This window comes from Bacillus thuringiensis, assembly GCF_022095615.2.
In the GTDB taxonomy this organism is placed as follows: domain Bacteria; phylum Bacillota; class Bacilli; order Bacillales; family Bacillaceae_G; genus Bacillus_A; species Bacillus_A cereus_AG.
The window spans coordinates 476,471-499,089 of record NZ_CP155560.1 but is presented as its reverse complement, the minus strand read 5'-3'; the positions used below and the strand labels follow the sequence as shown (position 1 = coordinate 499,089).

Genomic DNA, 22,619 nt, shown 5'->3' with positions numbered 1-22,619 from the left:
AATAATTGTTAATAATCCCATACTTCGCCTGTTAAATGCCTTTTATATTTTGTCCTACAAAAGTAAAAGACTGACAATAACTGTCAGTCTCTTGCTTTTGCAACTCTAAAGAAATTTAGCCTATTTCCATATACATTCTAATAATTTGAGGATATATTGCTCTTATAAAGACTTATATATATTAATCCACTTTTAATTTTTCTTTCACCTTTGTAGGGAGTTCGTCTTTCTTAACCTCTTCCCAAGATTCCACACCTTTTTTTTCAGAGTAATATATACGTAAAAACGCTTCTTTACGAAGGTTTTTTAACGCTGTAAACTCCATTTCTTTCTCTTTACCATCTTTATCAAATCCAGATAATTTATATTCGTAAGTCGTATCCCCGTTTACATTTTTCTCTTTTAATTTTTCACCATCCTTGGTAATTTGCACATAATATGTATCTGTACCAAGACGGTTTAGGTTACAACCTGTTAATAATACTGTAAAGAAAACAAAAACACTACACATAAGCATAATTCGTTTCATATTATTCACCTCGCATCTCTTTTCACAAAAATTATATCCTAATCTTCTTAATGCAAAAATTCATTAACGTGACACTAACATTACGTTTTTGTAAGATACTAAAAAATTTCTAAACTATAACTAGACATCCAACGTATTTCAAGCTTCAATTTAAATTGTACATTTTCTAATAACCATTTTACTATGTAATATAAAAATCCTACCTTTATAAAGATAGGATTTTTATTTCATTAGATACTAATTTTTCATCTAAACCAGAAAGGTTAAACTCATTCCCCCTCACATACTCTTTAAATCGAGGTTCTCCTCTTCCATTTTTTTTAATCCTATTCTTAGTTGTTCTAACAATTGCGCAGGTGCGTTTTTAGGTGATCCAGTATTAAAAGGAGGTTGTGGATCATATTCCAAAATTAATTGAGCTGCTTTTCCTACTTCTTCTCCATATTCACATGCTACTAAATTTAGAGCCATATCAATACCTGCTGAAACACCAGCCGCTGTTATAATTTTATTATGATAAACTACCCTCTCCTCAGTTGGAATCGCTCCAAGAGAAGATAATAGCTCATAAGATCCCCAATGACTTGTAGCTTTTACACCATTTAATAAACCTGTAGCGCCTAATATTAAGGAACCATTACAAACCGTTGTAGTCCATTTCGTAGTTTTGTGTATTTGACGAATCCATTGTAAAGATTCTTTGTCATTCATAGGTGCCTTATAGCTAGGAGGACGACATCCAGGAATAACAAGAACATCAGCTGAGTGAATTTCAGAAAAGCTATAATCGGCATGCAAATAGCCCATCTTTGAATCAAGCTTAATCAATCCCTTTTTCTTTGCAACAAACTTAATTGTACTACTTGTTCCTGCAGCAAATACCTCATACGGCCCAATTGCATCTAATGCTGTAATTCCATCTTGAACTACCCCCACTTTCACTTCGTTTAGAAGTGAGGGATTCCTAAGTAAAAAGTTCTATCGAACTCTAATTGATTAGGCTAACCCCGCAATCCCTGCGGTTAGAAGTCTTATTGCTTCATTCTTTATATTGATACTTGCGTTAATATCCCTATCATGGTGTGTACGACAAGAAGGACAGTCCCATTTACGTAGGTTTAGATTTTTAACGTCTTTGTTTTGATATCCACAACAAGAGCATAATTGGCTGGAAGCAAATGTTTTCGATACGACAATGACTTGTTTGCCATACCATTTTGCTTTATATTCCAACATGGTTCGAAACTGTGACCAAGATACTTCACTAATTGCTTTTGCTAACTTACGATTTTTCAACATATTTGATACTTGCAAATCCTCTATACCGATAACATCGTGGTTTTTGATGATTTCAGTTGAGATTTTGTCTAAGTAATCTTTTCTAGCATTTGATATGTATTCATGAATTCTAGCTATTTTTACTCGTTGTTTATTCCAACGAGATGATCCTTTCATTCTTCTAGAAAGAACACGCTGTGCTTTCGCCAACTTATCTTCTAATAATCGGAAAAACTTCGGATTTTCATAGGGTTTTCCATCTGACAAAATAGCGAAATCTTTTAGTCCTACATCTATCCCAATGTAAGAATGAGTTTTCGGAAGTTCTTGTACTTCTGTTTCAACTAATAGTGACACAAAATATCTATCAGAAGGGTTTCGTCTAACTGTAGCATTTACAATACGTCCCGTTATTTCACGACTTTTGGCAAATCGAACAAGACCTAGTTTTGGCAATTTTATTTTGTTTCCTACAATGGCAATGTTTTCATTTGTTTGTTTTGTGATATAAGATTGTACGTTATTCTTCTTGGATTTGAAACGCGGGGCACTATTTTGTTTTTTGAAAAAGCGTGTATACGCATCCGCAAGGTTGCGAACAGACGACTGAATAGCGATACTATCCACTTCTTTGAGCCAAACAAACTCTTTCTTCATGGCAGGAAGTTTGGCAGAGCATGTACCATATGTTAAACCTTTTCCAGTTTCTTTATATGCGTGATCCCATAGGGATAGGAAATGATTGAATACAAAGCGAGAACAACCTATCGTTTTATTAATTAGAATTGCTTGTGCATGATTTGGATAGATACGAAACTTAAAGGCTTTATTAATTATCATTTGATTCACCTCCATTTCGGTATATGAATATTATAAACCAAACGTACATTCGATGGATAGTGAAGTAACACTTTATGTATGTCGAACAATTAAGATGGCTTCCTGCCATCTCTTGTTCGAAGCCAATTCATCTCCCACCTACTCACTTCGCGTTCTTTGAGGAAGGAGTCTTCTTGGCTAAAATGATAAATAGGATATGAATTCAACTTACTATTGAATTCATATCCTTTGTTCTTACTAAACTACTTTGTCGCATTATAGTGACGTCTTAAAAGTGCTAATTTCAAATTTACATATGTTAGAAATTCTTTTTAGTTCTATTAGAGATCAGTAATAATCCTGATATGATACATAAAATCGCCCAGAATAATGACCCCTCTTTCGCACCAGTGTTTGGTAATATAGGCTTTTCTTTTTTCAAAGATTCATCTTTTGATTGTTCCTTTGGATTATTTGAATCTTTTGGATCCATTGGAGCATTCGGTTCTTCCACCTTTTCATATACGTAAATGACCTCCGTTGATCCTTCTACATACTTACCTTTGGCGTTTTTCGGTTTTTCTATCAACTTGTAGCCTGGAATGTCTTTTGACTCTGTTTGATAATCGTTTCCGACTTTATCTGTTGTACTTATTCCCGGTATTATATCATTTCCATCCTTATCTACGTACTTCGTTACTACACTACCTTCTACCTCTGGTTTTGGTTCTTCTATCTTTTCATATACGTAGATTACTTCTTGCGTTCCCTCTACATACTTACCTTCGGCGTTTTTTGGTTTTTCTACTAACTTATAGCCTGGGATCTCTTTATTTTCTGTTGTGTACTCTTTTCCAACCTTATCTGTCGTTGTATTACGTTGTGCGATTTCTTTTCCTTCTTTATCTACGTACTTCGTTACTACACTACCTTCTACCTCTGGTTTTGGTTCTTTTATCTTTTCATATACATAGATTACTTCTTGCGTTCCCTCTACATACTTACCTTCGGCGTTTTTTGGTTTTTCTACTAACTTGTAGCCTGGGATCTCTTTATTTTCTGTTGTATAGCCTTTCCCTACTTGATCCGTTGTTGTATTACGTTGTGCAATCTCTTTTCCTTCTTTATCTACGTACTTCGTTACTACACTACCTTCTACCTCTGGTTTTGGTTCTTCTATCTTTTCATATACGTAGATTACTTCTTGCGTTCCCTCTACATACTTACCTTCGGCGTTTTTTGGTTTTTCTACTAACTTATAGCCTGGGATCTCTTTATTTTCTGTTGTATAGCCTTTCCCTACTTGATCCGTTGTTGTATTACGTTGTGCGATTTCTTTTCCTTCTTTATCTACGTACTTCGTTACTACACTACCTTCTATTTCTGGTTTTGGTTTTTCTATCTTTTCATATACGTAGATTACTTCTTGCGTTCCCTCTACATACTTACCTTCGGCGTTTTTTGGTTTTTCTACTAACTTATATCCTGGGATCTCTTTATTTTCTGTTGTATAGCCTTTCCCTACTTGATCCGTTGTTGTATTACGTTGTGCGATTTCTTTTCCTTCTTTATCTACGTACTTCGTTACTACACTACCTTCTACCTCTGGTTTTGGTTCTTCTATCTTTTCATATACGTAGATTACTTCTTGCGTTCCCTCTACATACTTACCTTCGGCATTTTTCGGTTTTTCTACTAGCTTATATCCTGGAATTTCTTTATTTTCTGTTGTGTACTCTTTTCCAACCTTATCTGTCGTTGTATTACGTTGTGCGATTTCTTTTCCTTCTTTATCTACGTACTTCGTTACTACACTACCTTCTACCTCTGGTTTTGGTTCTTCTATCTTTTCATATACGTAGATTACTTCTTGCGTTCCCTCTACATACTTACCTTCGGCATTTTTCGGTTTTTCTACTAGCTTATATCCTGGAATTTCTTTATTTTCTGTTGTGTACTCTTTTCCAACCTTATCTGTCGTTGTATTACGTTGTACGATTTCTTTTCCTTCTTTATCTACGTACTTTGTTACTACACTACCTTCTACCTCTGGTTTTGGTTCTTCTATCTTTTCATATACGTAGATTACTTCTTGCGTTCCCTCTACATACTTACCTTCGGCATTTTTCGGTTTTTCTACTAGCTTATATCCTGGAATTTCCTTTGATTCTGTTTTGTAGTCTTTTCCTACTTGATCCGTTGTACTTGTTCCCGGAACTAACTCTTTTCCTTCTTTATCTACGTATTTCGTTACTACATTTCCTTCTACTTTTTCATATACATAGACTACTTCCATCGTTCCTTCTTCATATTTACCTTCGGCATTTTTCGGTTTTTCTACTAGCTTATATCCTGGAATGTCTTTTGACTCCGTTTTGTAGTCTTTTCCTACTTGATCCGTTGTACTCGTTCCTGGTACTAACTCTTTTCCTTCCTTATCTACGTACTTCGTTACTACGTTTCCTTCTACTTTTTCGTATACATAGATTACTTCCGTCGTTCCTTCTTCATATTTACCTTCGGCATTTTTCGGTTTTTCTACTAGCTTATATCCTGGAATGTCTTTTGACTCTGTTTTGTAGTCTTTTCCTACTTGATCCGTTGTACTTGTTCCTGGTACTAACTCTTTTCCTTCTTTATCTACGTACTTTGTTACCACGTTTCCTTCTACTTTTTCATATACATAAATTACTTCTGTTGTTCCTTCTTCATACTTACCTTCGGCATTTTTCGGTTTTTCTACTAACTTATATCCCGGAATGTCTTTTGACTCCGTTTTGTAGTCTTTTCCTACTTGATCCGTTGTACTTGTTCCCGGAACTAATTCTTTTCCTTCCTTATCTACGTACTTTGTTACCACGTTTCCTTCTACTTTTTCATATACATAAATTACTTCTGTTGTTCCTTCTTCATACTTACCTTCGGCATTTTTCGGTTTTTCTACTAACTTATATCCCGGAATGTCTTTTGACTCCGTTTTGTAGTCTTTTCCTACTTGATCCGTTGTACTTGTTCCCGGAACTAATTCTTTTCCTTCCTTATCTACGTACTTTGTTACCACGTTTCCTTCTACTTTTTCATATACATAAATTACTTCTGTTGTTCCTTCTTCATACTTACCTTCGGCATTTTTCGGTTTTTCTACTAACTTATATCCCGGAATGTCTTTTGACTCCGTTTTGTAGTCTTTTCCTACTTGATCCGTTGTACTTGTTCCCGGAACTAATTCTTTTCCTTCCTTATCTACGTACTTTGTTACCACGTTTCCTTCTACTTTTTCATATACGTAGATTACTTCCGTTGTTCCTTCTTCATACTTACCTTCGGCATTCTTTGGCTTTTCTACTAACTTATATCCTGGAATGTCTTTTGACTCTGTTTTGTAGTCTTTTCCTACTTGATCCGTTGTATTGGTTCCTGGAACTAACTCATTCCCATCCTTATCAACGTATTTCGTTATTACGCTTCCTTCTACTTTTTCATATACGTAGATTACTTCCGTTGTTCCTTCTTCATACTTACCTTCGGCATTCTTTGGCTTTTCTACTAACTTATATCCTGGGATTTCTTTGTTTTCTGTTTTGTAGTCTTTTCCTACTTGATCCGTTGTACTCGTTCCTGGTACTAACTCGTTTCCATCCTTATCAACGTACTTCGTTACTACATTTCCTTCTTTTTTAGGCTCCACTTCAATCGATACTTTCGGTTTATGCGGATTCTCAGAATCTTCCAGATCCATCACGATTGCCATATTTTCAATCGTTCCCGCTTCTTCCATCGTTACTTTTGCTGTAAAAGTTACTATAGCTTCCCCTACACCTTTGATTTGTGGAACTGTTACTTTTAAACTATTTCCTTCTACTTCAGCTGCTACTTTCTTTCCATCCAACTGTATGCTTGATGCATCTAACTCTAAACCTTCTGGCAATGTATCTTCAATCACAACATTTTTTGCTGTTGTTTTATCTAATACATTTTTTGCGATAATTGTGTATGTTATTTTGTCTCCTGTTTTTACTAAGTTTTTATCCGCTAACTTTTCAGCTTCAATCTTTCCTGGTACACAATCAATCGCATTCGGATTAGGTGCCACCTTTATAGTTGGAATTTCAAACTTTTTATCACTGGACACCAGAAAACCTCCAGTAACCTCAGATCCATTTACATCAGGTTTTGTTTCTTTACTCTTATAAATAAGAGTATATTCACCTTCCGGTTGCTCCTCTAAATCCCAAATCAACTGGTTATTTTTCACAATCGGCTTAGTGCTCATACCATTCGGTCCTTCAACACGAATATCCATAACATCTAAATCACGATTAAAGTCTAAAACCATTTTATCCTTCTCGCTTTTAGTAACTGAGCTTACTGTTTGAATTAAACTTTTAGAAAACTCATCAATGTTATTTGATAGAACAAACCACTCTGGCTTTGTAGCCATGCTTTGAAGCGCTTGTCTTGATGCTGGTCCAACTTCACTTTCATACTTATCATAGTAATTATTTGGTGCTGATAGTGCTGCTTTATTTTCCCAAAAGGCCGTTACTAATTTATAGCCTTTACCCTTAATGTCATTTGCTATGTTAGTAACTTCATTCATTGCTCCTTTATAATCTTGATGATATTCTCCTGAATAAGCTTTTCCTGTCCAATCACTTACTGTATTAGATGTCTTATAAATGTATCCATCCAATTGAACATTCGCTACTCCATCCGTTACAAGTAAGAAAATTGTTTCTCTATCTGGATCATTTTCTCCTTTTTGCTGTTCATATTGCTGCATTGCAAACTGAAGACCACTTGCAGTTGGCGTACCACTAAATGGAGTAATATCATTAATTCCTTTTTTAGCTGAATCCATCCCACTATTCAAACCCGAATGTAAATTCGTTTTCACGCCAGGGCCGCTATTATTTAAGGTTCGACCATTTATTCCTTTGTATCCTTTATAATCTTGATAACTAGTTACCATTACTCTATCTGTCTTAGGATCTAGTTTATCTACTGTCTGTTCTAATGCACTTTTAACACTACCTATAGAATCTTTAAAACTTCCACTCGCATCCTGCACAATTACAAAATCTATTTTCTTTTTATGCAATGGCCATTGAAACTTTAAATGCCCTTCATGCTGTCTGTAACACATATTTTCTGTTTCATTTGTTTTTAGTGTATGGTCTATTCCCTCTACTGATTCAGCAAAAATATTAGATCCGGGTAACACCAACTGAATTAACAAACACAGTGCCATAAATATTGATAGATTTTTTTTCATACCCTACTCCCTTTTACTATTGTATATTCTAATATTCCTATGTTAAATTTTTAATCCTATTAGAATATCAAATTAAAAATATCTTCCTTTATTAATGAATTCTTCTCCTTTCTAATCTCACAAAACCGAACCGGTCGGTCTGGTTCGGTTATTATCATACAATAATTCCCCTTGTTTCTAAATGCTTTTTTATTATTTTATAAAAATTATGCAATATTAATAAAAATACGTATCATTTAAAATGTGTATTAATAACCGATGTACCAACGAATATACCAACACTTTCAGCACTTGCTTTTAACAACCACGTATATAATAATATGGAAGTAACATTCCATTTTATATCATGAGAGAAGCAATATACTCATGGCTTACTACATACTCATCATTTAGGATTAAACATATGTAGCAAAAATTAATACTAAAAACTTCTATTAAAATATAGAAAAATTTCTACAGAAGTGTAAAAATAATAATTCCGAATTTTCGATTTGAGAGGAAAATAAATTATGACTAAAGTTGATACAGTAAAAGAAAAAATAATCGAAACAGCTTTGTATCTATTCAATACGCAAGGAATTTCCCGTACATCCATTCAAGATATCATGGACGCTGCTTCTCTGCCTAAAGGCGCTATTTATCGCCGATTTAAAAGTAAAGATGAAATTGCATTGGCTGCATTTCATAAAGGTGGAGAAATCATATGGAAACATTTTTATGCGGCTATAGAAAATAAAGAGAATGTTATAGATAAAATCATCGCCATCTTCCTTGTATACCAAGATGCGGCAAACAATCCTCCAATAGCTGGTGGGTGTCCTTTACTTAATGTTGCAATTGAAAGTACAGATGTCTTCCCTGAATTACATGCTGCAGCTGCAAAAGGATATGATAATACAGTAGTACTAATGGAATCTCTTATTAAAGAAGGAATAGAAAAAAATGAATTTAAAGATGATATAGATGTTATATCACTTGCTTCTTTTCTTTCTTCTTCGATGGAGGGAGCAATTATGGCTAGTCGAGTATCAAAAGATAATGTACACCATCATCATTTTATAGAACAAATAAGACATCTTTTGAATTCATATGCTAATTAAGCCTGCTTAAATGGAGGTGCATTTTAAAGTAAAAAAGACACCATAAGGTGTCTTTTTTTAATATGTCCATTGTAATGACTAATTTGTTAGATGAAATAAAATATCCAAAGAAATACTTTCCTCTTCATTTACATAAAAGTACAATAGATAGACTCTTATGCTACAACACATATGAGCTTATTTCACTAGTATTGGTAGTAATCCGTACGGGCTCCAAAGCAGACTCTCAAAAGACTAAATCTCCCCCTAACGATAACAAAAAATAAAGATTTTGCAGTTTTTTTATAAATGTATCCTTCTAGATCAATGCACTCATTCCCCTTGATCCTCATTCTCTTCATCAATTAGTAAATATCTCGGGGAAAGCATTATCGTTCATTAGACCGTTAATACGTAGCTCTCGTATTTGAGATTTCGCCACAAGTAATCTTTTAAGTGTATGCATATTAGTTTTCACCTTTCGTGCAGAAACAGAATGATGTTACTTTAAGTTCTCTTTTTTCTTGGAGAGACATGAAAAGAAAGTCTTGCAGACTCCCCTTAAAGACAGGCTCCCCGTTCGAATATGCGATAATAGTTTTACTAAGATTTCTCATTGTACGCGCAGACATTAAGCTTTTCATTATTATTTACTCCCGTTTTCCATTCAGACTTTATAATAAACCCGTCTAATTTCTAGTTGGTTATATCTTCTGTTCCCCTTGTCTAGCCACACTTGCCCAGTGATTATGATGTTCTCAATCAGTGTAAGCCTTCGTATTTTCTCCTTATCAAGTAGCTCGGAATGGGTGATACCCATGTCCACTAGAAATTCTAAACGTTGGTTACTTGTGATAAATCCTTTCCTTTCAAGGACGTTAAGGCCTTCTAAAACTTTGTCCTACTCTTGCTTTATCATCCTAGGACTTGCTCTTTTCGAGCGAATCCTATATAAATACTTAGGTACTTCTCAACGACTTCCCCAAAAGCCTTACAAAGAATTTCCTCCGAGCCATCACCTTTAAAAAGCTTCCACACGTTATCTACATTACAAAATTCGATTTCCATTATTTATTTATTTATTTATTTATTTATTCTTTTAGATAGTTACTCGTTAACATTTTTAAGATATTCGGCTTTTGTTATCGTTCCAGTGGCGCTAATAGTCACCTCTAGTTGATCATGTCCGTTCAAGTAGATTTTCTTCATAGCTCCACCACTCATAGGTACGGTACTGTCAGTCCAAGGCATATGAGCATCATCAATCTCCGCAAATTTAACTCCTACTTTTGCATGTTTTAGCATGTCCTCACTAGCCCATCTATTAAGCTTATCGTCCGTTAGCTGTTTATATGTCTTAAGAGCTTCTTCACTCCATCCAGTAGTACCCTGATATGCTTTCTTTTTGCGTTCTGTTTGCTGCTCAACTTTGAGAGCTTCTTCTCTATCCTGATTAGATTCCTCTTCCACAGGGATTGATTGTGTTTCCTCCTCTTCAGCTTTCTCAAGAGGGCGCTCCTCAGGTGGGTTTTCCTTTGCATAGATTTCACTCTTCATCTTTGTGTTTTCCTCTTTGACTTCCTTATGCAGTTTCACTAGCTCATTATGTTTATCTACTAGTTCGTTATAATCGCTTTGTTCACGGGCAATAGCTCTGTCATATCTGTTATTGTGACAACTATTAAGTGTGAAGAAGATAAAAGCACAAGCGCCAATCTTAGCCCAGCTTTTCCCGTTGATTGATTTAACCTTTTCAGCGATTTTTAATTTGTCAAATTTCATTGTTGCTTTCCTCCAAGTTACTTATTTATTATTTATATATACATTTAGTTACATATATAGTATAGTGACCAGATGACTAGATGTCTATGATATTCATTTGGTCTTGAGATATAGTTTTTACTTTACTCAAGTAAGTGGCTCATCATAACTACTATGATATAGCCGAATGCAAACATGCTTGAGCTAACTACTACTGCTTGATTGATTTCACTTTTTCTCATTGCAGTGAGTGTTCAAATAACCCTTGCTCAACACAAAAAGATTCAAATTCCCTAAGAATTCCCTTATTAGACTTTATTGTGTGAAAACTTAAATTCTTAATCTCTCTATCATCTAAAAACTCCTTTATCGCAAATTTAAGCAACAAAAAATCCCCACTCTTTCTTCTATACAGAAAAAAGAATGAGGACCTACCTAGGGCAGATATTTAATAATGAGTTTTAAGACGCTTAAAAACTCATTATTCTTGATTGCGCGGTAGACGCTTTCTGAATTATTATAAACAACTAGTTATATATGATTCTTTTATACTGAATAGGAGGTATTTCTATTATTCTGGGAAAATGAAGTTAGAGTTTCCTTCACTATTATCGGAATCCTCTTTCGGGAACGTAATAGTAGAACCTTGATTCCCTTTATTTATTTCTTGCTCCTCAGGAAATACAATGGAAGAATCATTACCTACGTTTGGTGAAAAACCAAGTTTAGATAAAATGGCTTTTAAATCAGGTAAAACACCAATTTTATCATTAATTGGATCATTAGATTTCGTTCCGGTACTAGAATCACTTAAAATATCCCTAAGCTGGCTTGGTGTATATACTTTTCCCTGATTATTTTTTGCAATTCCTTGAATTGATGCAGCAGCACCAGCAATAATAGGTGATGCACTAGATGTTCCACTAAAGCTAGATGTATATAAATTTGTTGTAAATTCACTTGGTTTAGCATCTGTTGTATCTACTGCATTCCCCCATCCATACACATCTACCCTACTACCATAATTAGAGAAATATGAACGTTTATGAGGAACCCTTGCAGAAGCTGCCCCAACCATAATTGCCCCTGAATCTTTAAAATCAGGACTATTACGATTGAGAACTTGTTTACCATTACGGTCTCTAAATTGATCTAAATCGTTTCCGCCGTTTGCACCTGCTTCAATAATAATAATTCCTTTATTTGCTCCCATACGAATTGCATCAAATATATCCGGTTTTACTTCTACAGGAAGATAGTTCTTATCTCCATATCCATCATAAGTAGCTTGGGCTTCTAATAAAAGGATATCTCCAGCTTGCATATTGTTAACTGCACTTAAGATCGCATCAGCTGTATTGTACCTACCATTATCTCTAATCTGAGATACAACCTTTACCTTAGCTTTTGGTGCAATCCCAATTCCACCTATGTTATTATCTTCTGCCGAAACAATCCCTAAGACTGAGGTACCATGATCATGGTGTTCACTCTTATTCTGTCCGGATATCAATTCAATCTTTTGATTCACTAAATCCTCATGACTAAATAACCAGCCATACTCCATGTCTACAAAAGTAGTTCCTTTTCCATCTCCACCTTTTATGCTCCAGGCATAAGGTGCATTAATTCCTAATGGTGCTGGTTCAAGGTAACCTTGTCTTGTAAGTCTAGGTTCATCATATGGATTAACAGATAAATTTGGTAAACGCTCTTCTGGTGGCGCCTCTTCTTCCTGTAAATACGCCGTTTCAACAAGAGATAATTTTTCAATTTTTGTAAGTAATGCTTGTACATCTATATTATCTTGAGTTTCTACAATATAATAGTTTAGCAAATTAGAAGAAATTTGATCGGAATCTTTTATTTCTTTACCTAGATTTTTAATTTCTTTAGGATTTAAAGAACTAAAAAGTCGATTTATAGTTACATTTGGGTATTCAGCTAAAATTCTAATTAATTCAGGATCTTGTTTTTCTTCTTTAATGAATTTTTCTATTCCATCCTGATATGGTAAATTCGCTTCATTTTTAAATTTTAAAATTAATTGTTTAGTAGCTTGCTTATGTACAGTAGAATTCAATTGCTTATTTGAATAATTGTAAGTAGCTGCGTAGGCAACTTCTGATTTTTCACTTGGAAGTATACCGCCTACTCCATTAAATGCTGTTAATGCAATTGAAGAAACTAGAATTCCCTTAAAAATTTTCAAAACGTGCACCTCTTCTTATCAATATATAATTATAAAAAAATGTATATTACCTAACTTCTTTTTATCAAAACGTTTTATATGTAGGACTGTATTTTCAACTCCATTCATTCTTTAATATTTTTTTATACATCATAAATACAACTAATTCATACCAACAATTTTATTCATTCAGCTGCATTACTGTAACAAGTATAGTTACACCTTTGCGAAATAGTCAACCTTAAATGCAATTTTGCATGTAAAATCATACATACTTCTATTAACTTGTCCCCAATTATTTCAAAAAAAGTTGGGCTTCTATCATTTTGAGTAATTGCATATATGTAATATAAAACATATAAGGAGGTTAAAATGTGGTAATCTCAAGACAAGATTCCTGGACTGATGATAACGATTTACTTCTCGCATCAACAGTACTTCAGAATGTTCGTAACGGTGGAACACAGTTAGCTGCATTCAAAGAAGTAGCAAAACTACTAGCTAGAACACCCGCAGCTTGTGGATTTCGTTGGAATTCATATGTGAGAAAACAATATCAAGAAGAAATACAACAAGCAAAAAAAGAGCGAAAAGCGGGAAACAACATTCCCTTCTCTCCACCAGAAAAAGAAACAAACTCTTTACCTATTACATTAGATGACATTATTCTCTTTCTACAAAATTATAAAGATGTGAATGAATTGACAAAGTTACAAAATCAAATCGAAGATTTAGAAGCTGAGAATCAATCCCTTCTACAACGTTTAACTATGTATGAAGATGAGTATCGTATGTTACTGAACCATATCGATAAGACAAGAAATTTAATTGTAGTGGATTAAACAGCATAACTATATCGAGTTTCAAGTAGAACCTTTACCCTACAAAATCACTAATTATAAAGAAAATTCAGATTATTATAATTGGTAATAAGTAAAATACACATACATAATGTATGTGTATTTTTAATTTGACTATTATTAAGAGAAATACTTAGCCTATATTACATCTTTTCTAATATTTCTTGTCTTTCACACCATTTAGTTAGCTTTTCTAATGCTTTTTTAGATAAACGTTTTGTTTTATGATTACAAAATCTCGATAATGTAGACGGAGAAATACTAATTTCATCTGCTATTTCACGAATGCTTACCTTTTTTTCATTGTGTACTTTCAGTATTTGGTCACGAATCTTTTTCTCTATTTGCTCGACCGATTCTACTGTCTTCTTTATCTCTTTAACAACTGTTACTTCAGGTAATTGTTCCTGAGGTTCTTCTATGCTCTTCTTTCCAATTACCCTATCCATTGATTGCAGCATTTCCTCAGGTGGTAAAATCGTTATTCCTAAGTTAGTGTAATAATTTTTAAACCAATTACGTTTTCCAATTTGTTGTTCATCAAGTGGATCACTATACTCCCAATGAGAGATTACTTTTTCATTTTCTAAATCCATTAAAACATTTTCTAACTGTTCTCTAATACGATTTGGCTTCCAATCTTTTGGGATATCCATTACTGCTAGCAGCCCTTTGTCCCCACCTATAGAATATGGCTTTTTCAATGATGAATACATTTGTCTAATTCTCCATTGCCATGTTAAGTATCGAATTAACCTTTTATGATATTTATGTCTATAGCTATTGTATTCAAGTGCTTTTTTAGACAATAATGCTGTTGTATTATTTGATCCGTATAAGTAATTGGTTAAAAAGCTGCCTGGCTTAATACGACAAGATTCAATGCCCATATATTCATTTGTAACACTATGTCTCCACAATACAACCGAATCTAATACAAATAATCGTTTAACAACCTCACGCTTTAATTCTAGTCGTTCCCCTTCATCTTCACGGTCATTTAATACTACGACTTCATTTTCATCATTTAAATAGATAAAAATACTTGCTAAAGCCGCAATTCTTTTTGCTATTTTAATTTTATCTTCAGCTCGATAATATTCTTTATTTTTAACGACTGTCTTTGGAATATTGCACATTTCTAAAACTTGCTCATATGAAAAATCAATAAACTCATCTGGAGATTTTGCTTCGTTGATCCACTGTATTGTAATTGCATCTAAACAATCTGCTGTTAAATCATCCATATTACTCATTACATCATCAACAAGGGTATTCCATCGGGCAGCCTCTTCAATATTTGTAAGTCTTAAATCCTCGTCTTTATGTGAAGAAAGTTGAGCCATCCCATTAGAAGATTTCGTTTCAATAGGATATTGTAAAACTTTGGTATTGTCATCCTCTTCAAATTGATTCTTTGCAATACCATCTCTTAATTTATAATAAACAGCAGAGTTATTTACCTCGTAATAATCCTCATGGTTCACTATATTTGTCTGATCGATATTTTGATCATTTTCTAATATTACGGAATTTGAAGGTGCTACATTCTGAAATTCTTTTTCTATAAATCCGTCAATTTCTGTATATATTTCTTCCTTATAAGAATCAATTTTCGCATAAATTTGTAACAATGTAATACCGGACTCTTGCTTTTTCTCTAACCACGATACTAATGCAGTAAATGATGAAGAAGCATAATTTGAGGTTAGTACTTTATTATTATTGCTTTCAACATCTTTAAAGTATGCATTCCACTTATTCCACAATGGCTCATTCGTTTTATAAATTGGCTCAGAGATTAGCAATGCATCTCGAAACATTTGTATTAAGTTATCCACTTTATATTCCTCCCTAAACCATGGATCACAACAAAGTAGTTTTCATCATAAAAATATTTACTACTATTATATTTAATTTATTGTAACAGATATTTATAAAGTTTGCGCTTTGCTTTCCTTAACTCTTCAACTTGCAACATGTCTGCTCTTTCCTTTACCTTTTCTCCTTTACCTGTATTCTTTTTGCGCTTTGCTTTCCTTAACTCTTCAACTTGCAACATCTTTGCTCTTTCTTTTACCTTTTCCCCTTTACCTGTATTCTTTTTGCGCTTTGCTTTCCTTAGCTCTTCAACTTGCAACACGTTTGCTCTTTCCTTTACCTTTTCTCCTTTACTTGCATCTCTTTTGCGCTTTGCTTTCCTTAACTCTTCAACTTGCAACATCTTTGCTCTTTCCTTTACCTTTTCTCCTTTACTTGCATCTCTTTTGCGTTTTGTTTTCCTTAACTCTTCAATTTGCAACATGTCTGCTCTTTCTTTTACCTTTTCTTTTTTACTTGCATTCCTTTTGCGCTTTGCTTTCCTTAACTCTTCAACTTGCAACATCTTTGCTCTTTCCTTTACCTTTTCTCCTTTACTTGCATCTCTTTTGCGTTTTGTTTTCCTTAACTCTTCAATTTGCAACATGTCTGCTCTTTCTTTTACCTTTTCTTTTTTACTTGCATTCCTTTTGCGCTTTGCTTTCCTTAACTCTTCAACTTGCAACATCTTTGCTCTTTCCTTTACCTTTTCTCCTTTACTTGCATCTCTTTTGCGTTTTGTTTTCCTTAACTCTTCAATTTGCAACATGTCTGCTCTTTCTTTTACCTTTTCTTTTTTACTTGCATTCCTTTTACGCTTTGCTCTCCTTAACTCTTCAACTTGCAACATCTTTGCTCTTTCCTTTACCTTTTCTCCTTTACTTGCATCTCTTTTGCGTTTTGTTTTCCTTAACTCTTCAATTTGCAACATGTCTGCTCTTTCTTTTACCTTTTCTTTTTTACTTGCATTCCTTTTGCGCTTTGCTTTCCTTAACTCTTCAACTTGCAACACGTTTGCACTTTTCTCTCCCCTTACTCTTCAACTTGCAACATGTTTGCGCTTTTCTCTCCCTTTACTCTTCAACTTGCAACATGTTTGCGGTATCCTTTCCCTTTAATCTTCAACTTGCAACAGTATGATTTATTTCTCAAGTTAGTAAATTACATACAAAATCATGCTATTCTCTAAATTTCTAAGTGATTTTATTATATTTGCAGCAAGTTATGCCTCAAACATGCAACATGTTTGCGGTATCCTCACCCTAACTTTTTTAACACTTTCACTCTAATCCCTTATATATCAACAGGTTAGAGGGTTTTTTACTAATTCGTATACATATAACTTAACTTGCAACACGTTTGCGGTATCCTTTCCCTTATTTTTCACATAATATGCAACACTGTTTGCGGTATTCTTTCCCTATTCCAATTCATATAACTCTAATAAAACCTTTAAAATCAATAATAATCGGCATAATTTATAATTGATTAGTATACTTCTTAACTTGCAACACGTTTGCGGTATCCTTTCCCTATCTTATTTATCACTTCAACTCAATTTCCTTATATATCAAGGGGTTAGATGTATTTTTACTTACTCATACACACATAATTCAACTTGCAACACGTTTGCGGTATCCTTAACACAAAAAAAAATAATAAAATCCTCCAATCCCTTGGTACGCTTGGCTTTATAGGCTGTTGCAAGTTGCTATTTTTCTTCTTAAAGGAGCACCTTTCGTCAATTTTCGATTTGCTATAATCAAAATTGGTATATTTTATAGTATTCTGGCATACATATCGAATTTTGCAGAACGGAGGTGAAAAAGATGGGGAAATCATTTATTATTCAAAATCAACGTAGCTTAAATGGAGAAAAGACAAACGCAGTTTTAGTCACACTAAAATCTTGGCAAAAATTTGTGGAAACATTTGAGGAGAAGTACTACAGCTATAAAGATACCTATTTAGAAGATATTCTGCAGCACATGACATACGAAGAACGTATTGCTGACGTAGAAGGCTTTGTCGAAAAAGCCAAGCCATCTTTTTCACGTCGCACAATGTCTGCAATTGAAGAAAAAACAGGAAGAAAACATAAATTATACGGTATTACGAATGCTGATCTTGAAGTATTCTTATACCTACATAAAAAATGCTATACAAATGGCGTCATTCCAAATGTAACAATACATATGATGTGGGAAGATTACAAGCAATATAAAGAAGAATTTGCTTATATCCAACACTCTCAATTCTATATTGCATTAAAGAAATTAAACTTACATAACATTATCTCCATTGAAAACGGAGTAGATGGCCGATATACAATCAAGCTGACTCATTTTATGAATGAGGAAACAAAAAAAGCAAATCCATACGTATATATTAGTCCTATTGTATTTACAAAGGCTTTCTTTAAGCTATCTGTAGCAGCTAAGAAACTATTCTTAGACATTGCTATGCAACAACATACAGAAACAACTTTAAAACGTTCTTTGGACAAGCAGGACGAAAGAGGAAATAAAACACACTTTGGCGGGATGTATCGTTTCTTACATAAAAAATATCCGCATCAAATCCGCGCGGTTATTGAAGAATTAACAACTGCTTTACCATGTACGGGGAATCCCCTATTCAAAATTTGTAAAATGCAAAAAGGGGTAAAGCATACAAAACGATATACAACCTTATATCTATCTATCCATTCGGACTTCCTATGTACGAAAGAAGCTGGTGAAGAACAGCACAGAGATCCATTTACACCAAAAGCTACCTATGCTCGTAAAGCGAAATTCATCGAATCAGTTCTACAAGAAATGAATATTGGTGAACTGTCTTCAGACATGAATAAGTTCATTCATGTCTTAAAGCATACTTGTCATCGTCAAATTCGCAGTGTCATTCGTGGGCTTCGTGATATGGTTGATCGAAAAGAAGGATATCCAACAAAAATTGTATATACATTGAAAAAACTATTACATCAAACATCTCAATATCAAATCCTTGATACTGCAGCGAAAGAAGGTATCTACCCTCTTATTGCGCAACACATACCAAAAGAGAGAAATAGTGAACGTGAGCAAGCTGTCTTTAATTTTGGTCTACATTATTCTATGTACTCTCTTCATAACATTAAGAAGATGTTTAAAAATGTACATGCACTACTGAAACAGAAGTTTGCGGTACCAGTGACGGAAGAGTCTTATCACCGTAATTATCTAAAATACCAGGAAGAAACGTTATTTAGAAAATATGCATATGATCAGGGAGTAAATCTTCATGCATATATCGCTTTAGAAATTGAAATGCGTGAAAAACTAAAAGTTCGTGGTCATAAAGACCGTACTATCCCAAGTGATGTGCGTGAATGGTTTATCGAAGCAATTGATAAACTCCCACAAGAGCAGCTGCGTGTGATTGAGCTACCAAAACAGTTTAATTTACTAGAGTTTATGCGTACCTTCGAACGTTTAGTACGTGCTGGTGTAACAATAACAGCTCCAAATCAGGTGCTAAACGCAATGGAAATAAAATAATAGCAACAAGCTCTCTATTTTTGAAAAAGTCAAAAGTGGAGGGCTATTCGTGTTTGTTTTATTTCCCCTCCTTTTATACTACTCTATTTATAAATACAAAATCCGAAGGACTTCATGTAAAATGGAGTCTTTTTTTATACATTTCTATACAAAACCTCTTCTATGTATAGAAGAATCTCCACACTACAAATTGAAAATCCTTCCTGTGCTCTAAAAAACACCATTTTATATCTACAAAAAATCAGAAGAATATTTATAAAAACAGTGGATATGAGGACAATTATGATCAAATGTGAATAATATTTTCCCAATATCCTTGATAATACTAAGGTGATTAATTTCATCTAATAAAAATCACCAATAATAATGTGAGTTATGTGTAAATGCTGAGTTATGTTAACAAATAGCTACATTATCTGAACAAAATGTGGATAATTGGACGCTAGATGCTGCTCTATTTACCAAAATAAAGAAATTAAACCCTATATCCATGGCTGAATAAATATAATGTGATTTGTATCTATTTCTTTCCGATTTCATGTAGAAACATATAATTTTCTTTCTGCTTTTTTGTAGAATTGAAAGTCTAATAAACACTGAATCTACGAATACATTTTCTACTATTTATGATATTTTACGTTCTAACATCAAATTTTCCCTTGTGGGAGTAAGTCTTTTCCCTATTTTTGATAGCCTATAAAAGTTTTATCTTTATTTCTTTTTAATATATAAGATATATATTTATAATAGATTTTATTATTACTAGTATGCTTGTTAATAAGATGTCAGACCTAATTGAAAATATTTGTTAATTCAGTTATAATAATAGTAATTTAATGTATCATTACCCACATACTAAAGGACAAACCTACGTATCCCTACCAGGGCGAGGTTTGTCCTTTTTTCATTTTAGTAAACAATTAATATTGGGAGGATCAAACATGGCTGTACTAAAAGATACAACGTATATAGAAACGAATACGTATAACGAGATTAAATTTTTCAAGGGGATTATCTGGGGATTAGTCTTTGTAATGCCTTTTTGGAGTATTATAATAGTCGTATTCATTTGGCTTTGTAAATAATAATCAACATATCAAAAAAGCAAAAAGCGGTAGCAGGTCTTCTCCCTACTTTCTGTTATAATATCCCCCTCTTAGTATGGATAGAAACGCTTGTATAATAAATTTAGTAGTAAACTATGGGTTGTCCTTACAAGAGCTTGTATCGCTTAATATGAGCCATATACAGTTTGCTAGAAACACTTTAATTGTTCCAGGAGAAAATGGTATGGCTAGATCTGTCTCTTTAACGGAAGAGAATACAATGCAATTATATAAATATTATAAAACGATTCCAGAACCGATAAGATCTCGACAATAGACAGATAATCCTTTGTTCATAGCATTTGATTTTAATTGGGGAACATATCGATGGGTCTATGAAAATGATGTACCAAAGGTATTATCCGAGGTTGCTGTGCAAAAAATGATACGATTTGAAGTAAAACGTGCATTCCTCTGGCCTTCAAGTGCTTCATATATTTGATTTATCTCTAAATTGCACATAAATTGAAATAGCTTATAGTCATGATGTGATTCCTCAAATATTGGCTCAGCCTTTGTAAGCAGAAACATGTAATGCCTAGTATTTATAAACATTGCGAATTGGATAGTTTTAAATGTCATCATAACAAAAGAAGGAGACATCAAAATATGCCTCCTTTACGCCCCCTTTTATATTTAATTTAGAAACCTAATCCCACTTAGCTTATACTCTTCTCTAACTCTTGTTACTAAATACTCACCTACAAATATGAATTTTGGATGAATACAGTAAAAGTTAGTTACCCTGTTTCTATTTTTCTTATCTCTATGAATTTATTCAAAAAAAGACATTGAACCATGTCGTTCAATGCCTTCTCTCTTCTTACATATTTGTGTACTCGAAGTACAATTTCTCCGGTTTTCCATACTTATTAATTTCATCCTGATATACAGCAGCTAATTGTTGTGACATCTCAATACTCTCCATATAGGACAATGAAGTAACTGCTTCTATTTTTTCTTTAATGCTATTAGGAATAACTGAATAAGATAATCTATCCATCTTACTCCCTAATTTAGTTTCTGTAGCAGCCTCGTAATAAATCTCAGTAATTATAACTTCATTATCATCTGGATCGTACATATACCCTCGGTTAACTGTAATCATATTATATGACTCCTCTCTGGTTTACAAATCCTAATCTTTAGTGTTTTTAGCATTGCAATAAATACCCTATTTCTATATACATTCTCTAGTTTTTAATTTTTATATTCCACTCTTTATCTAGTTTACTATGAATTAGAAATTAATCTCTTTTTTTATGTCAAATTCAAAAATCCTTAACAATAATAAGAAACGCTGTAAACCTAGTGGTGTTATTCACATTATTTTTTATTTGTATTACCTGTGTGCTTAACTTTTAAACATTTAGGTACCTTACACACTCGCAGACCTGATATATTGCTGTTAAAAAAAGACCCATTGTTTTTAGGTTATTATGAGTACTAATAACTCTCATATTCTTTTTCTTATGCCATACTTTGTAAAATTCCATATACTCTCTCCTCTAAATGAAACAAAAAAGCAAAATAGATGAACTTTTTTATTTCGCATATTATTAGCCCCGAAGGTCTATGTACAAGTGATTCGAAACTTAAAGACAACACAAAAAGGGCTTCTTTAAGTCGATTAAAAATGTGCATAGCAAAATAAGCTATAAATACACTAATCGGCTCAAAGAAGCCCTTTCAAAAATGAAACAAGACGTAACTTGCTTCTACAACTCAACCACAACATATAGGGTGTGGGAATAAACGGAATCAATTAAACAATAAATATAAGTTTATATTAATCTATTTTTATATGATATTCAATTGTTTTTAATAGAATGAAGACAAGAAGGGACCTTCTATGCATTTGTTATATGTATTAATAATAGCTCCCTTGTTTCCTCTGCTGAAAATCCCCTCTTATTTTCAGTTCTTGGTATTAGTCCATGTACTGCATTTCAAAATAAAGTTTTTCTGGCTTTTGATTTTGGTCTAAATAACAAAGTATTTCTGGAATGGTTTGTTCTTCTACTTCCATACTTTCCATATAAGACATACTTTCATTTTCTTGAACTTTTTTAAAAATGGAAGTAGGTAGTTTGTCTGCAGCAAACACACTCATTTTACTTCCTAGCTTTTGGTCAGATGCAGCGTTGTAGAAAATTTCGTTCACAATGACCTCATTATCATCTGGATCGTACATGAACCCTCTTTGTATACGTAGCAAAGTAGTGCTCCCTTCTTATGTATTCCTTCAATAAAAAGACGATATTTATATATATTGCTATTCCGGAAGAAGGTTTCAAAGAATATTATTTCTTAAAATCCGCA

General features: G+C 33.4%; 14 protein-coding genes and 2 pseudogenes. 5 read left to right on the top strand and 11 right to left on the bottom strand.

Going from position 1 to position 22,619, the window contains the following annotated elements; translation table 11 throughout:
• Positions 1-181: 181 nt before the first annotated feature.
• The 4 genes from KZZ19_RS29165 to KZZ19_RS29150 form a co-directional block, all read right to left on the bottom strand.
• Positions 182-529, bottom strand: coding sequence for a YxeA family protein (locus tag KZZ19_RS29165; protein WP_237982296.1), 348 nt, complete (start codon positions 527-529; stop codon positions 182-184).
• A gap of 279 nt (positions 530-808) precedes the next feature.
• A complete protein-coding gene (locus tag KZZ19_RS29160) occupies positions 809-1,471 on the bottom strand; it encodes a DJ-1/PfpI family protein (RefSeq protein ID WP_226546122.1) in 663 nt (220 codons plus the stop codon).
• A gap of 54 nt (positions 1,472-1,525) precedes the next feature.
• Positions 1,526-2,647, bottom strand: a complete 1,122-nt coding sequence (tnpB, locus tag KZZ19_RS29155) for an IS200/IS605 family element RNA-guided endonuclease TnpB (RefSeq protein ID WP_226546123.1) — start codon at positions 2,645-2,647, stop codon at positions 1,526-1,528.
• Positions 2,648-2,945: 298 nt separating this feature from the next.
• Positions 2,946-7,901: a MucBP domain-containing protein gene (locus KZZ19_RS29150; protein WP_348638060.1), complete on the bottom strand. Its 4,956-nt coding sequence runs from the start codon at positions 7,899-7,901 to the stop codon at positions 2,946-2,948.
• 509 nt (positions 7,902-8,410) lie between these two features.
• Between KZZ19_RS29150 and KZZ19_RS29145 the strand changes: the two genes are divergently transcribed.
• Entirely contained in the window at positions 8,411-9,001 is a 591-nt protein-coding gene (locus KZZ19_RS29145; RefSeq protein ID WP_237982815.1) for a TetR/AcrR family transcriptional regulator, read from the top strand.
• Positions 9,002-10,087: 1,086 nt separating this feature from the next.
• Here KZZ19_RS29145 and KZZ19_RS29140 read toward each other — a convergent pair.
• Together KZZ19_RS29140 and KZZ19_RS29135 are read right to left on the bottom strand one after the other, a co-directional pair.
• Positions 10,088-10,762 (bottom strand): hypothetical protein, encoded by a 675-nt coding sequence (locus KZZ19_RS29140; RefSeq protein WP_237982814.1) that lies wholly within the window; start codon positions 10,760-10,762, stop codon positions 10,088-10,090.
• Positions 10,763-11,312: 550 nt separating this feature from the next.
• On the bottom strand, positions 11,313-12,953 hold the full coding sequence (locus KZZ19_RS29135) for a S8 family peptidase (RefSeq protein WP_226546213.1): 1,641 nt from the start codon (positions 12,951-12,953) through the stop codon (positions 11,313-11,315).
• A gap of 353 nt (positions 12,954-13,306) precedes the next feature.
• Here KZZ19_RS29135 and KZZ19_RS29130 point away from each other — a divergent pair, with 353 nt between their 5' ends.
• Positions 13,307-13,774, top strand: a complete 468-nt coding sequence (locus tag KZZ19_RS29130; protein WP_237982813.1) for an RsfA family transcriptional regulator — start codon at positions 13,307-13,309, stop codon at positions 13,772-13,774.
• Between the two features lie 161 nt (positions 13,775-13,935).
• Here KZZ19_RS29130 and KZZ19_RS29125 read toward each other — a convergent pair whose 3' ends face one another.
• Together KZZ19_RS29125 and KZZ19_RS29120 are read right to left on the bottom strand one after the other, a co-directional pair.
• On the bottom strand, positions 13,936-15,633 hold the full coding sequence (locus KZZ19_RS29125) for a helix-turn-helix domain-containing protein (RefSeq protein WP_098343308.1): 1,698 nt from the start codon (positions 15,631-15,633) through the stop codon (positions 13,936-13,938).
• A gap of 77 nt (positions 15,634-15,710) precedes the next feature.
• Positions 15,711-16,664, bottom strand: coding sequence for a hypothetical protein (locus KZZ19_RS29120; RefSeq protein ID WP_237982812.1), 954 nt, complete (start codon positions 16,662-16,664; stop codon positions 15,711-15,713).
• A gap of 817 nt (positions 16,665-17,481) precedes the next feature.
• Between KZZ19_RS29120 and KZZ19_RS29115 the strand changes: the two genes are divergently transcribed.
• From KZZ19_RS29115 to KZZ19_RS29105, 3 genes and pseudogenes are all read left to right on the top strand, one after another.
• Positions 17,482-19,191, top strand: coding sequence for a hypothetical protein (locus KZZ19_RS29115; RefSeq protein ID WP_348638059.1), 1,710 nt, complete (start codon positions 17,482-17,484; stop codon positions 19,189-19,191).
• Between the two features lie 941 nt (positions 19,192-20,132).
• Positions 20,133-20,276, top strand: a complete 144-nt coding sequence (locus KZZ19_RS29110) for a hypothetical protein (RefSeq protein ID WP_237982655.1) — start codon at positions 20,133-20,135, stop codon at positions 20,274-20,276.
• A gap of 61 nt (positions 20,277-20,337) precedes the next feature.
• Positions 20,338-20,712 (top strand): annotated as a pseudogene (locus tag KZZ19_RS29105) (integrase); the annotation flags it as partial.
• Here the strand turns inward: KZZ19_RS29105 and KZZ19_RS29100 are convergent.
• The 3 genes and pseudogenes from KZZ19_RS29100 to KZZ19_RS29090 all read right to left on the bottom strand — a co-directional run.
• Positions 20,706-20,900 (bottom strand): annotated as a pseudogene (locus KZZ19_RS29100) (hypothetical protein); the annotation flags it as partial. The pseudogenes KZZ19_RS29105 and KZZ19_RS29100 sit on opposite strands and share 7 nt — an antisense overlap.
• A gap of 220 nt (positions 20,901-21,120) precedes the next feature.
• The gene (locus KZZ19_RS29095) at positions 21,121-21,405 is read right to left on the bottom strand and encodes a hypothetical protein (protein ID WP_098343310.1); all 285 of its coding nucleotides are present in this window, start codon (positions 21,403-21,405) and stop codon (positions 21,121-21,123) included.
• A gap of 822 nt (positions 21,406-22,227) precedes the next feature.
• Positions 22,228-22,491, bottom strand: coding sequence for a hypothetical protein (locus KZZ19_RS29090; RefSeq protein WP_226546363.1), 264 nt, complete (start codon positions 22,489-22,491; stop codon positions 22,228-22,230).
• Positions 22,492-22,619: the final 128 nt, after the last annotated feature.